Below are 13,598 nucleotides of genomic sequence, written 5' to 3' on the forward strand. Positions count from 1 at the left end.
GGTAAATGCAGTAGTAGTAGAGTCTTCAACCACGATCGATAGTCGTACACCCGCAGATCCGATTATTGCGGCGATCGATATTGGCACTAATTCAGTCCACATGGTGGTTGTGCGGATTATTGCCGACTTACCAGCCTTTAGTATTATCGCCCGTGAGAAGGAAACGGTACGGTTGGGCGATCGAGACCCCCAGACAGGTAATCTCACTCCAGCGGCGATCGAGCGGGCAATGGGGGCACTAAAACGCTGTCAGGAAGTAGCTAAAAGTCTCAATGCTCAACAGATCTTCGCCGTTGCGACTAGCGCCGTCCGAGAAGCCCCAAATGGCAATGAATTTATCAGATCGATCGAGTCAGAATTAGGATTAGCTGTCAATCTAATTTCGGGACAGGAGGAGGCACGACGCATCTACCTGGGGGTATTATCGGGAGTCGAGTTTAATAATGTCCCCCATCTGATTATTGATATTGGCGGCGGTTCGACGGAACTGATCCTCGGCGACATCCACGAACCCCGCACCCTCAGCAGTACTAAAATTGGGGCTGTCCGGCTCACTGCCGAATTTATCCCGAATAATCCGGTGAGCGATCGATCGATCAATTATCTTCAAGCTTTTGTCCGAGGGCAATTGGAGCGGGCAATTGATGAAATCAAAGCTAATCTCCAACCAGGCGAAGTGCCCAAAATGATCGGCACATCTGGCACTATTGAAACTCTCGCCGCCATCCTGAATTTGGATAAAAGTGGTAACGTTCCTGAGCGAATTCACGCTTCCCAGATCCAGCTTACCGATCTCCGCAATCTGATCACTCGGCTCAGAAAGATGACCATCGCCGAGCGTACCACAATTGAAGGTATGTCCGATCGGCGATCGGAAATCATCGTCGCCGGAGCAGTAATCCTCCAAGAAGCAATGACAATGCTCGGCATGAAATCGCTCTCAGTCTGCGAACGCAGCCTGCGGGAAGGCGTAATCGTCGATTGGATGCTGACACAGGGACTAATTGAAGATCGGCTCAAGTACCAAGGTTCAATTCGAGAACGGAGTACGCTCAAAATCGCTGGTAAATACGGTGTCGATCTGCCCCACTCTCAGCGCGTCGCTGAACTTGCCCTAAGCTTATTCGATCAAACCTACGGACAGATTCACTTTTGGGACAAGCCGATTAGACAGCTACTCTGGAGTGCATCGATTCTGCACAATAGCGGTCATTTTGTCAGTCACGACTCCCATCACAAGCACTCTTATTATCTGATTCGATACGGGGAACTACTTGGCTATACCGAGTCCGAAATCGATATCATCGCCAATGTTGCCCGCTATCATCGCAAAAGTCCACCCAAGAAAAAGCACCAAAATCTCCAAAATCTTTCTAAAGATCAGAAATTGATTGTCTCCCAGCTTAGTGCTATTTTACGAGTTGCTGTTGCGCTCGATCGGCGGAGAATTGGCGCTATCAAAGATGTGAGCCTCAATTGCAATTTGACCACCAGGGAATGTCATCTGACGTTTTATCCCGCCGATCCTGCCGATGCCTGTGTCCTAGAATGCTGGAGCTTAGATTATAAGAAACCAGTCTTTGAAACAGAGTTCAATCTCAAACTATCAACGACGAAAGGATAGAGGATGTCTGAGAACTCCACAGATGGTTTCGAGTTCTCAGACATCCTTTTAGGTTTTACGCAATTTATATCTAACAAATATCTGCGCCTAGCTACTTTATATATCCTTGAACCAGTAAATCCACACCAATCTGTTGATAGGTTACCCGCTCTAAAATTAGGGCTTCAGACATCGACTGAATATTCAGATCTCCGACTGGAGAGGGCGCGACAATTCCGCCGACGATTTTAGGGGCGATAAAGGCTAGTACCTTCTGAATCACGCCATCAGTAATGGCGCTAGCTGCCAATGTACCGCCACATTCCCACAATACGGATAGAAAGCCTCGATCATATAAATGCTGCATCACCTGAGCTGGTCTAGGCTGCTCTAGCTCTAATATTTGCACGCCTCGATTACGCAATCGCGCCTGCATTTCTGGATTTGCACCAGCTTGAGTCACAACGAGGGTGGGCGCAACGCTGACATCCCACAAGATCGCCGCGACAGGGACATCTAAATTCTGAGTCATCACTACTCGGAGCGGATTGGGTTGATCTGGCTGATGACTAGTCAGGAGGGGATTGTCCCTACGTAATGTATTGCCACCAATAATTACCGCATCGCAGCCCGCCCGCAGATGATGAACATAGTCGCGAGATGTCTTGCTGCTGACCCAAGTACTATGTCCGCTATCAGTGCCAATCTTGCCGTCGAGCGTCATCGCATATTTCAAGATGCCCTGGGAGCGATGATGAACGATCCGCTGCACAAATCCTTCATTTAATTCTGTACAGGCGGCTGCTTCTACCCCGACGACTACTTCAATCCCAGCTTGCTCTAAAGTGGCGATCCCACCCCCGGCAACAAGGGGGTTCGGATCTATCATGCCGATCACTACTTTAGCGATGCCCGCAGCCACTAGCGCCGCTGCACAGGGCGGCGTTCGACCATAGTGATTGCAGGGTTCGAGACTGACATAGATTGTTGCGCCTCGCGCTCTGTCCCCGGCTTCCCGCAGTGCGAATACTTCGGCATGAGGTTGCCCTGCACCCGGATGAAAACCTTCGCCGATGGTTTCACCATCTTTAACAATCACCGCGCCGACTAGGGGGTTTGGGGCGGTCTTTCCCCACGCTTGTTTGGCGAGATCCACACAGCGGCGGATCATCTGCCGATCGAATTCTGTATATTTAATTAAATTGGGCATAGTAAATAAGAAATAGTGATATCGGCCTGCGGGATCTGGATCGGATGTTTGCTAGCCACTATCTGCCCATCCACTTCATCACTTCACTATCTCCGATCCTTTATCCCCTATTTACTCAGATAGCTTTTACTGATGATTCGTTCGAGTTAGCACCAATGACAACTTATCAAGAAACTGTTATTGTTAAGAAACATTACGCAACAAATCCTTCCGGTTGTCTAGACTTTATGGTAGGTTTCCACCGTAGCTGGTCCAAGCCCAATACAATATTTTGTGACTTTGATGGTCCGATCGTCGATGTCTCAGATCGGTACTACAGTACTTACCATTTGGCACTGCTTGATACTGGTAGATTTTACAGCGATCTTTCACCACAGCCTCAGCTTAACATCCTGACCAAAGCTCAATTTTGGCAGATGAAACAAAATCGGATTCCCGATCGAGAGATAGCCCGTCAGTCTGGGCTAGGAGCCACACACATAGACTTTTTCCTAGAACGTGTAGTCGAAATCGTCAATGGTGTTGAGCTGCTCAAGCAGGACAAAATTCAGCCAGGGGTTACTTGGGCATTGGGACTATTGAGATCCCAGGGATGTAAGCTAATTTTAGTCACACTGCGCGATCGACATGAAGCGATCGAGATGCTCAAGCAGCATCAACTTTTTCAACTATTTACTAGTATCTATGGTACGGACAACACTCGCGATGCCTATCAAAACTATGCCGAAGTCAAAACCAAGTTGCTCGAACAAGCGATGCGGGACTATCAAGTCACATCAGCTGATGCCAGCTGGATGATTGGCGATACAGAGGCTGACATTTTGGCAGGAAGAGCGATGGGTATTTCAACGATTGGCTTAACTTGCGGGATTCGGAGTGAACAACAGCTTCGTCAGTTGCAACCAACGCTGATTAAATCTGATTTACTTTGTGCTGCACATCATCTGGTGGAAGTTAATTCACTTCAGATGTGTAGCTAGATTTGAGCTGACAGTCGCTACGCTATGATGGACAAATGAGTAATTTAGCCATTCGTAATTTATCCCAACTAAGGCTGAGCTTGAGGTGGTGTGCTGGCTGGGCGACTAGTTTGTATCTAGTAATCGGATTAGTTAAGCCGATTCTCGCTCAGTCAAACACTCCAGACACCCCAGTAATTTGTGATGTCAACCTTGCCCTGTTGAAATCTATTTCCCAAGGCGAAGAGTCTAACAATAGTCTCAATAAAAATCCGAATATTGTTACAGCAGACACCGTTTCCCCCGCTGGGACAACGACACCTAGCTTGTGGTGGATCAATGAACAATTTCCACCGAAACTAGTCACAAACTGGATTGCGAATCGCGATCGAAAACAAATTCATTTATTAGTTAATACTCAATATTGGGGTGGGTTAGACTATCTAGATCGCTACGGTACGATCGACAGATTTGGTCGAGTAGCTCAAAGTTATGGCTATAATTTGACGATTTGCAATGCTCAAAAGATCGCCCTTGCTCGTTACAGTTGCGATCTACTATCAGCTAATGGTAATAGCTGTGAAATCTGGTTGAACGCTAATGGACAAAATGGTCTAGGCGTTCAATCTAAATAATATTTTAGCTTGATTTATAGCAGTCCTATTTGAGTTATGAGAATATCGTAGGGTGTGTTATCCCGTAGGGTAACGCACCTCGATCGAATAAATCTCACTGGTACTATTCAAATTGATAAATAAGTTTTAGCTAAAATTGCTGCTTGAGTGCGATCGCGCACACCCAATCGATTTAAAATATTCGTGACATGATTTTTGACTGTGCCCTCAGAAATATACAACTGCCCAGCAATTTCACGATTATTAGCCCCCGCAGCAATTAGTTTTAATATTTCTAATTCTCGTGGCGTTAGTTCTGCTAATTCTGGTGGTGGCGTAATTGGATCTCGATCGATCTGACTAGATATTACTTTGGCGATCATCCCTGGCGCTAAATGCGTATAACCGAGGGCAACAGCTCGAATTGCTGCGGCAATTTCCTCAGAAGGAGTATCTTTGAGCAAATAACCCTTCGCACCAAATCTAATCGCTGCCGCCACGTAAGTATCATCATCAAAAGTGGTTAGTACCAAAATATTTACATCGGGAAATTGCTGACAAATTTCCTTTGTTGCTGTTACTCCATCCATCACAGGCATCCGAATATCCATCAACACTACGTTCGGCTGAAGTGTTTTAATTCGATCAATTGCAACTGCTCCATTTTCAGCTTCACCAACTACTTCCAAATCTGGTTCTAGCTCTAGCAAAGCTTTTAATCCTTGTCGAATTAAATTTTGGTCATCTACAAGTAGGACGGAAATCATTTGGTGGATGGTGGGTGGTGGATGGTGAATAGAGCTAAAACCTAAAGCCTAAAGCCTAATTTAGTGGAATAATTGCGATAATCTGACAACCGCTGGGGTGGGGGAGATCTGAATTGGTGTCTGGGGTGCTAATAATCTCAAACTCGCCTTGTAATGATAGTACTCGTTCCCGCATCCCTTGTAAGCCAAATCCGGTGAGATTATTGGTGGGAATAAAGCCGCAGCCATTATCGACGATTTGTAATTTGAGGTTGGTAGGTAATGTCTGAATTTCGATTGTCACTTGACTAGCTTGGGCATGTTTACTAATATTTGTGAGTGCTTCCTGGATGATTCGATAAATTGTAGTGGCGATCGGCTGTGGTAAGTTAGAAGGCATGTCTAAATCACATACTGGTTGAATATAATTAGATAGTTTAAATTCATCTGCTAATTTATAAATGGCAGTACATAGATCTAGTTGTTGGAGTGGATCGGAGCGTAGAGCAGACACAGACTGGCGCACATCCTTGAGTGCGATCGAACCAAGTCGTTTGGCTTCTGTCAATACTTCACGAGATTTTTCTGGTTGAATTTGCGAGAGTTTTAGCGCCATTTCTAGGTGTAGATTGAGTGCAGTGAGAGAATGTCCGAGCGAGTCGTGAATTTCTCTGGCAATCCGATTTCGTTCCTGCAAGCTGCCGTTTTCTTCTGCTTTGAGAGCATAACTGCGAATCCGTTGATTGGCGATCGCGAGTTCTTCTTTGGCTTGCTTTTCGGCTAAAATGCGATCGATGAGCAACTGTAAACTAAATAATATCCCCCCAAATAACACCACAAAGCCCCAGCGAAATTCATCCCGACGTTCCCGTCGAGTCTTCGCCGGAGATCGAGGTTGAATAGTTTGGATTTCAGTCCGGTTTTGAAATTTATCGGCTCGGTGGGCTGGTAGACGACGAATTGGAAATACATTGATCGTCATCAAATACAAACCAAATATTCCCGCAGTTAGCCACAATCGATATTGTCGATCAAAGATCAAGTAACTCCGAATCATCACAATAATATAGAGCAAAACAGCCAACGGCACGCCTACCCCAGCAGCTATTAAAATTAGGATGATTTGAGCGATCGTATAAACAACTCGAATTGATAATTTCCGATCCAATGGTAACCGTAATCCGATCGCTGCCAGAGTTGCCACGATCCCAATTTTTAGCCAGTTTGGCTCGATAAATTGTGTCGCATGGGGCGACACTTCCAATGTCATCACCACCGCAAATAAAATCCATTCAATATATAGTAATGATCTTAATGGATGGCGCATGGATGATTCAATAACCGAAAATATTAGGCAGGGTTAGGAAAATAAATTCTCTACTTTTTAAACATAGCTGAATTTGTTCCAAGATCGGCCATTACCTTAGTCATGATTTGGATCGATTAGCGTCATGACTGGAAGTAGATTATGAGTGGTATTAATCGTGACTTTAGCTCGATGTGGGTGTGAGGATAAACCGCATAAGATAGCAGCATGGAAATCAACCACATCTTCACCCCCAACTACCCCGTTATAAACATGCTAAACAAAGTAGCTAAATTACTGCCTCTACTCGTACTCGCGATCGCAACTCCTACATTTGCTGCGGGTAATTACCCCAGCTACAACCACTCTAATGGGCACATTGCCATGAGAGGAGATGGGATGCAAATGAACGATCTCAATCTAACTCCAGATCAGAAGACTAAAGTGGACGCACTGCGAGCAGCTACCAAGACACAGATGGATGCAGTCCTCACGCCCGAACAACGTCAACAGCGCGATCAGATGAAGGCACAACGCCAAGCCATCAAAGGTACACAGGGGCTGAATTTAACCGCAGAGCAGATGGCTAAACTCAAAACTATTCGGGAAGCTAATCAAGCCCAATTAACAGCGATCCTCACTCCTGCACAACAGGCTCAACTGGCTCAAGGTGGTGGCTGGGGCAAGAATAACAAGCTAAACCTCACTACCGAGCAAAAAGCCAAGCTGGAGCAACTACGCGCAGCCGCTAAGACTCAAAGGGATGCAGTTCTAACTCCTGCTCAGCAGCAACAAGCCAATGCACGTCAAGATCGTCGGCGAGCAATGGGCAAAGATTGGAACATGAATTTAACCGCCGATCAACAAGCGAAAATCAAAGCCATTCGCGAATCTAGCGCACAACAGTTGAACGCAATTCTCACACCCGAACAGCAAGCCAAGCTCAAATCCCGTAAATCTGGTGGGTGGGGTAGAAAGGGGATGTAATATTCTGCCCTCGTGACTGCCATGCTCACAAAAGCTGCTCGTCGATATCGACGAGCAGCTTTTTTAGATCTGGAAATAACGTCCCCACGCTCTGGTAAACTTGTAAACGACTGAAATCCCTATAAATAAAGCCCTTTAGGAGCAAATAGCAGTGGAAAATAGCTTAGGTTTAGAAATTATAGAAGTAGTAGAGCAAGCCGCGATCGCGTCAGCGCGCTTGATGGGTAAGGGCGACAAAAACGAAGCAGATCGCGTCGCCGTCGAAGCCATGCGCGAACGGATGAACAAAATCCACATGCGCGGACGGATCGTGATCGGTGAAGGCGAGCGCGATGATGCACCCATGCTCTATATCGGTGAAGAAGTCGGGATTTGTTCTCAACCTAACGCTGCTGAACTTTGTACGATCGACGAACTCCTCGAAATCGACATCGCTGTCGATCCTTGTGAAGGCACCAACTTATGTGCATACGGGCAACCTGGTTCGATGGCCGTACTCGCCATCTCCGAAAAAGGTGGTTTGTTTGCCGCACCTGACTTCTACATGAAGAAACTGGCTGCACCTCCAGAAGCTAAAGGCAAAGTAGACATCAACAAATCTGCTACCGAAAACCTCAAGATCTTATCCCAGTGTCTCGATCTCCCGATCGATGAATTGGTAGTCGTCGTAATGAAACGCGAACGCCACAACGATCTGATTGCTGAAATTCGTGCTGCTGGCGCACGTGTTGCCCTGATCAGCGACGGTGACGTTGGTGCGGCGATCAACTGTGGTTTTGCCGGAACTAACATCCATGCCTTGATGGGTATCGGTGCGGCTCCTGAAGGCGTAATTTCTGCCGCAGCTCTTCGTTGCTTGGATGCTCACTTCCAAGGACAACTGATTTATGATCCCGCAGTAGTCAAAACTGGTTTGATCGGTGAAAGCAAAGAAGCGAATATCGATCGCCTCAAATCTATGGGTATCACCGATCCCGACAAAGTCTACACTGCTGAAGAACTCGCTTGCGGCAAAAACGTTCTGTTTGCTGGTACTGGGATTACTTCCGGTAACATCATGGACGGCGTTCGCTTCTTCAAAGGTGGCGCACGGACTCACACCCTAGTTATCTCCAGTCAGTCCAAAACCGCTCGTTTTGTGGATACCATTCACATGAGCGACAAACCGCAGACTGTCAGCTTGCACTAGGCTTTAGGCTTTAGGCTTTAGGAAGTAATAGGCTTTGGGCTTTAGCAAGTATGAGGAACGCTTGCGTTCTAACTTCCAGACCTAAAGCCTAATACCTAAAGCCCAATACCTAGTGAAGAAGCATAACAAAGCATTTACAAGTCGCCAGGATTAGCGCAAGATAGACAGCGATTATATACAATAACTAAATTAGCCTAACGCGTTTGACAAATCGGAACGCATGTGAATATCTTGCGTTGTCAACGGTGAAATATCCGTAACTTAAATAACAAAACTTTAAAAAATTAGAGGTTCACTCCCGACCGCTGATTTGAGATAGCTAGGGAGTATGCCACCACGGCGATCGCCAATGTTAACCAACTTAAAAATCCTCATTTTTTGAACGCGGAGTACACATGAATATTGCTGTTATCGGTTTGAGTCATAAAACCGCACCTGTAGACATCCGTGAAAAACTCAGCGTTCCCGATACGCAGATGGAATCAGCGATTCAAACCCTCTGCAATTATCCCCACATCAAAGAAGCGACGATTCTCAGCACTTGCAATCGCTTAGAAATCTACATCGTCACACCCACAGCCGATCGTGGCGTCCAAGATGCGATTCAGTTTCTATCCGAATTTAGCAAGATCCCGCTCAAGGATCTCCGGCAACACTTATTTATTTTGCTCCACAAAGATGCCGTAATGCACCTGATGCGGGTAGCTGGCGGCTTGGATAGTTTGGTATTAGGTGAGGGGCAAATCCTCGCCCAAGTCAAACAAACTCATAAAATCGGCCAGCAGTATCAAGGTATGGGGCCGATTCTCAATCGGTTGTTTAGGCAAGCAATGACTGCGGGCAAACGCGTCCGTACCGAAACTAGTATCGGGACTGGTGCGGTGTCGATTAGCTCGGCGGCAGTAGAATTGGCGCACATGAAGGTTGGAAATTTTGCCACGCATCGGATCGCGATCCTGGGTGCAGGCAAGATGTCGAGGCTATTGGTACAACATCTGATTTCCAAAGGTGCGACAGATATTACCATCCTCAATCGATCGGCCAAACGGGCGGAAGAGTTGAAGGTACTATTTACCGCGATCGATCTGCAACTCCAACCGATCGGTGAGATGATGAATGCGATCTCGACTTCGACGATTGTCTTTACCAGTACTTCTGCCACCGAGCCATTACTAAATGCGGCTAAATTGGAAGCCGTCCTCGATCCGCACCACTCATTGATGATTTTTGATATCTCCGTACCGCGCAACGTCCACAGCGATGTCAACGATCTCGCCAATATCCAATCCTTCAACGTAGACGATCTCAAAGCCGTCGTCGCCCAAAACCAAGAACGTCGCCAACAAATGGCGCAAGAAGCCGAAGGCATCTTAGATGAAGAAGTCGAAAACTTTAATAGCTGGTGGCAATTGCTCGAAACTGTGCCGACGATCAATTGTTTGCGCGATAAAATGGAAACCATTCGGCTGCAAGAGCTAGAAAAGGCTCTATCGAGATTGGGTGCCGAATTTGGCGAACGCCATCAAGAAGCGATCGAAGCTTTGACAAAAGGGATCGTCAACAAAATCCTCCAAGATCCGATGGTGCAACTCCGCGCCCAAGAAGATCGCGACACCCGCCGTAAAGCCATGCACACCCTCCAAGTCCTATTTAACCTCGATAGCGAACAACTCGGCGTGAATTCTAATGTTTAGGCTTTATGCTTTGGATCTGCTCGACGATCGATCTCATTTGCAGAATTTGCAACTAGGCGAATAAATCAAGTAACGATCGATCGAGCTACTAAGATGGGAGATACGAGATCGTAGTTAGATTAAGTATCGATCAGCATTGTTACTGAGTTGGAGAAAAATCAACTTATTCAACTTCGTTAGTGGTTTGAGATCGGCGATTTTATTTCCATCGAGGTTGAGAATCTCCAAATTATTCAACCCCGCTAGTGGTTTGAGATCGACGATTTGATTATCAATGAGGTCGAGCATAAGTAGATTCCTGAGTTTAGCATCGGCTTGTTAACAGTTATTGGTACCAGCTTTTGTGAGTAAGACATCGATCGTGTGTCTGGTATCCGCAGGTACAGATTCTCGCTGGAGACACCATAGGACAAGGATATGGACATCTCGGACTCGATCGAACGCGCTATTAGTGCTTACTTTACACAGTTGGTGTTCGCCCATCCCTATCTAGCTTGGACGATCGCCCATCCACTACCTAGCTTGGGATTGTTATTGCTGGCAATCCTCTCTCTACGGGGGCTATTTCAGGCGATCGGGCGGGGAATCGATCGAGTCTGGCTATTTTTACTGACAACCCCTTTTAAACTGCTCCAGCCGATTTTCCAAGGGATCTGGAGTTTGATTCGATCCAGATTTGGGCACAATAATCCTAGTCGGGAAATAGCAACTCCCACGGTCGCTAATCCTGCGAATGAACGCATCGTGGCAGTAGTAGATCGCTTGCAGCAACTCAGCCAAGAACAAGATATCCTGCTTCAAGAATTAGCAACCCTTACAGACTCAACCTCCGTAGCCACTCAGATCAATCGAGTATCTGATACTCAGTACAAAGATATGTACGCTAAGTTACTGAAATTAAACCAATAACAACACCGATGAATCGATCCTGTCAAAGTCGATATGTCATAATAGAGTAACGACTGGATGGTTCACACTGTATCTACTACTGCGGTAGAGTGAGTTACTCTAAATTGATTTTCAACAAAAATTTTACCCAAACTTTAAGATTGCACGATTGTAATTTAGTGGAAAGATTAATTAACGTACACATCGAGAAGCTACCCGAAGGCTACTATCTAGCTACTTCCGATGCCTTACCTGGCCTGATCGCTCAAGCCCCCAGCTTGACAGAGACACTGGAAATTGCCCAAGATGTTGCCAAGCAGATTTTAGCAGCAATGGCCGAACGCAACCAGCTGGTCGAATCCTTTCCCGCGATCGCTGACGAATTTGACTGTCCGCTCGTACTGACGAAGTAAGCGAAATGGGTAGGCTATCGGGATTTAGGTATCGAGAGGTTGCCAAAGTATTGCGATTCTACGGATTTGCGCTCGATCGTCAAGCTTGTGGCAGCCACGAAATCTGGTTCAACGATAATAGCGGTAAATATACCACCGTCCCCAACCACAATGGAGATATGCCCGAAGGTACGCTCCGCCAAATCCTCAAACAAACGGGGATTGAGGCGGATGATTTTTTGTACCATTCACATTAGGGATCAGGCTTTAGACTTTAGATTTTAGACGACAGGCTACTGGCTAGTAGCAAAGCAATTAAGGTCTACTGTATAATTTTCAACTAGGCTGTATTTTCCAAAATCTACAGCCTGACACCTCATCCCTCATCCCTAAACTATGCTTGCTGGATCGACCCAATTTGAAACCCTAGAACAGGCATTAAAGCATTACTTTGGGTACGATGAATTTCGATTGGGACAGCGAGAAATAATTAACACAGCTTTAGCCAATCGTGACTTGTTAGTGGTGATGCCGACGGGTGGGGGAAAATCTTTGTGTTTTCAGTTACCAGCATTGCTTAAACAAGGCGTGACAATCGTGGTATCGCCATTGATTGCTTTGATGCAAGATCAAGTGCAATTGCTGGCAAATAATGGCATTCCAGCAACTTTTTTAAATAGTAGTATCAGTACAGAAGAAAGACGCGATCGAGCGACGGCTATTTATAATGGTGAGATTAAGTTACTATATTTAGCTCCCGAACGATTGAATCAGGAGTTTATTAGCAACTTTTTAGTCGATTTGCATCAAGAAGTCGGGATTGCTGGATTTGCGATCGATGAGGCGCATTGTGTATCAGAATGGGGTCATGATTTTCGGCCAGATTATCGCAAACTATCACAATTACGACATTATTTTCCGAAGGTACCGTGGTTGGGGTTGACGGCAACAGCTACCGATCGGGTCCGATCGGATATTATCAAGCAGCTCGATCTCCGCGATCCAGATATTCACATTGCCAGCTTCAATCGCCCGAATTTATATTACGAAGTACGGCGCAAAACAACTACTCCATATAAAGAACTACTCGCCCAAGTTAAAAAGTCTAAAGGTTCGGGGATTATCTACTGTTTGAGTCGTAAAAAAGTCGATGAACTGACGGCTAAACTCCAGCAAGATGGGATTAAAGTTGTACCTTATCATGCTGGTTTAGATAGCGAAACCAGAACAAATAATCAGAACAGTTTTATTCGTGATGATGTACAGGTAATAGTTGCCACCGTGGCGTTTGGGATGGGTATCAATAAGCCTGACGTGCGGTTTGTGATTCACTACGATCTGCCTCGCAATATTGAGGGTTATTATCAAGAATCTGGACGGGCGGGGCGGGATGGCGAACCCGCTCACTGTACGCTGTATTTTGGGATGGGCGATATTAAGACGATCGAGTATTTAATTGCCCAAAAGATCGATCGCGAAACGGGAATGGCACTCGAAGAAGAACAGTTAATTGCCAAACAACAATTACGACGAGTAATTAATTATGCCGAAGCGACTGAGTGTCGCCGGATTATCCAATTGGGTTACTTTGGCGAGAGTTTCCCTGGTAACTGTGATAACTGCGATAACTGTAAATATCCCCGCCCAGTTTCGGATTGGACGATCGAATCTCAGAAATTATTATCTTGTGTCTATCGATTTAGCGAACGCCATAACGGCAGAACTTTCGGACTGGCGCATACGATCGATGTGCTGCGCGGTTCCAAGAACGATAAAGTGCTCAAAAACGGACACGATACCCTGTCTACCTATGGCATCGGCAAAGATCGGACGGTTGATGAATGGCGGATGTTGGGTCGATCGTTGTTGCACCAAGGTTTAATGGATGAAACCAGCGATGGTTATTCTGTCTTGACACTCAATGGGTTGAGTCGGGAAATTCTCAAAAGTCAGCGCAAAGTCGAAATCGCCATCTCTGCGCTCAAACCCACTGTCGAAGCTAATGAAGTT

General features: G+C 46.1%; 14 protein-coding genes. 10 read left to right on the forward strand and 4 right to left on the reverse strand.

The features are described 5' to 3' along the window. Positions 1-1,624 (forward strand): HD domain-containing protein (locus RMO27_RS12520; RefSeq protein WP_396133697.1); only part of this gene is annotated, 1,624 nt, incomplete at its 5' end. A 91-nt stretch (positions 1,625-1,715) separates the two neighbouring features. Here the strand turns inward: RMO27_RS12520 and ribD are convergent. Beyond that, positions 1,716-2,813 carry a bifunctional diaminohydroxyphosphoribosylaminopyrimidine deaminase/5-amino-6-(5-phosphoribosylamino)uracil reductase RibD gene (ribD, locus tag RMO27_RS12525; RefSeq protein ID WP_309732926.1) on the reverse strand — a complete coding sequence of 366 codons (1,098 nt, stop codon included), beginning with the start codon at positions 2,811-2,813 and terminating at the stop codon, positions 1,716-1,718. Between the two features lie 155 nt (positions 2,814-2,968). On the opposite strand from ribD, the gene RMO27_RS12530 reads away from it, so the two are divergent. Further along, positions 2,969-3,793, forward strand: a complete 825-nt coding sequence (locus RMO27_RS12530; protein WP_309732928.1) for an HAD family hydrolase — start codon at positions 2,969-2,971, stop codon at positions 3,791-3,793. Between the two features lie 35 nt (positions 3,794-3,828). Beyond that, entirely contained in the window at positions 3,829-4,407 is a 579-nt protein-coding gene (locus RMO27_RS12535) for a hypothetical protein (RefSeq protein WP_309732929.1), read from the forward strand. Positions 4,408-4,514: 107 nt separating this feature from the next. Here RMO27_RS12535 and RMO27_RS12540 read toward each other — a convergent pair whose 3' ends face one another. Together RMO27_RS12540 and RMO27_RS12545 are read right to left on the reverse strand one after the other, a co-directional pair. Next, positions 4,515-5,153 (reverse strand): response regulator transcription factor, encoded by a 639-nt coding sequence (locus RMO27_RS12540; protein ID WP_309732930.1) that lies wholly within the window; start codon positions 5,151-5,153, stop codon positions 4,515-4,517. 55 nt (positions 5,154-5,208) lie between these two features. Beyond that, positions 5,209-6,459: a sensor histidine kinase gene (locus RMO27_RS12545; RefSeq protein WP_309732932.1), complete on the reverse strand. Its 1,251-nt coding sequence runs from the start codon at positions 6,457-6,459 to the stop codon at positions 5,209-5,211. A 252-nt stretch (positions 6,460-6,711) separates the two neighbouring features. On the opposite strand from RMO27_RS12545, the gene RMO27_RS12550 reads away from it, so the two are divergent. The 3 genes from RMO27_RS12550 to RMO27_RS12560 all read left to right on the forward strand — a co-directional run bounded on the left by RMO27_RS12550 (position 6,712) and on the right by RMO27_RS12560 (position 10,308). After that, the gene (locus tag RMO27_RS12550; RefSeq protein ID WP_309732933.1) at positions 6,712-7,425 is read left to right on the forward strand and encodes a Spy/CpxP family protein refolding chaperone; all 714 of its coding nucleotides are present in this window, start codon (positions 6,712-6,714) and stop codon (positions 7,423-7,425) included. A 151-nt stretch (positions 7,426-7,576) separates the two neighbouring features. Further along, positions 7,577-8,614 carry a class II fructose-bisphosphatase gene (gene glpX / locus RMO27_RS12555; RefSeq protein WP_309732937.1) on the forward strand — a complete coding sequence of 346 codons (1,038 nt, stop codon included), beginning with the start codon at positions 7,577-7,579 and terminating at the stop codon, positions 8,612-8,614. 395 nt (positions 8,615-9,009) lie between these two features. Then, on the forward strand, positions 9,010-10,308 hold the full coding sequence (locus RMO27_RS12560) for a glutamyl-tRNA reductase (protein ID WP_309732939.1): 1,299 nt from the start codon (positions 9,010-9,012) through the stop codon (positions 10,306-10,308). Positions 10,309-10,422: 114 nt separating this feature from the next. Here the strand turns inward: RMO27_RS12560 and RMO27_RS12565 are convergent, their stop codons facing one another. Beyond that, the gene (locus tag RMO27_RS12565; RefSeq protein ID WP_309732941.1) at positions 10,423-10,596 is read right to left on the reverse strand and encodes a leucine-rich repeat domain-containing protein; all 174 of its coding nucleotides are present in this window, start codon (positions 10,594-10,596) and stop codon (positions 10,423-10,425) included. A gap of 129 nt (positions 10,597-10,725) precedes the next feature. On the opposite strand from RMO27_RS12565, the gene RMO27_RS12570 reads away from it, so the two are divergent. The 4 genes from RMO27_RS12570 to recQ form a co-directional block, all read left to right on the forward strand. Continuing rightward, positions 10,726-11,217 carry a hypothetical protein gene (locus RMO27_RS12570; protein WP_309732943.1) on the forward strand — a complete coding sequence of 164 codons (492 nt, stop codon included), beginning with the start codon at positions 10,726-10,728 and terminating at the stop codon, positions 11,215-11,217. 158 nt (positions 11,218-11,375) lie between these two features. After that, positions 11,376-11,609 carry a DUF1902 domain-containing protein gene (locus tag RMO27_RS12575; RefSeq protein ID WP_309732946.1) on the forward strand — a complete coding sequence of 78 codons (234 nt, stop codon included), beginning with the start codon at positions 11,376-11,378 and terminating at the stop codon, positions 11,607-11,609. A 5-nt stretch (positions 11,610-11,614) separates the two neighbouring features. Next, the gene (locus RMO27_RS12580; protein WP_309732949.1) at positions 11,615-11,845 is read left to right on the forward strand and encodes a type II toxin-antitoxin system HicA family toxin; all 231 of its coding nucleotides are present in this window, start codon (positions 11,615-11,617) and stop codon (positions 11,843-11,845) included. A gap of 139 nt (positions 11,846-11,984) precedes the next feature. Then, a partial coding sequence (gene recQ / locus RMO27_RS12585; protein WP_309732951.1) for a DNA helicase RecQ occupies positions 11,985-13,598 on the forward strand: 1,614 nt, incomplete at its 3' end.

Source organism: Chamaesiphon sp. OTE_75_metabat_556, from assembly GCF_031378165.1.
GTDB lineage: Bacteria > Cyanobacteriota > Cyanobacteriia > Cyanobacteriales > Chamaesiphonaceae > Chamaesiphon.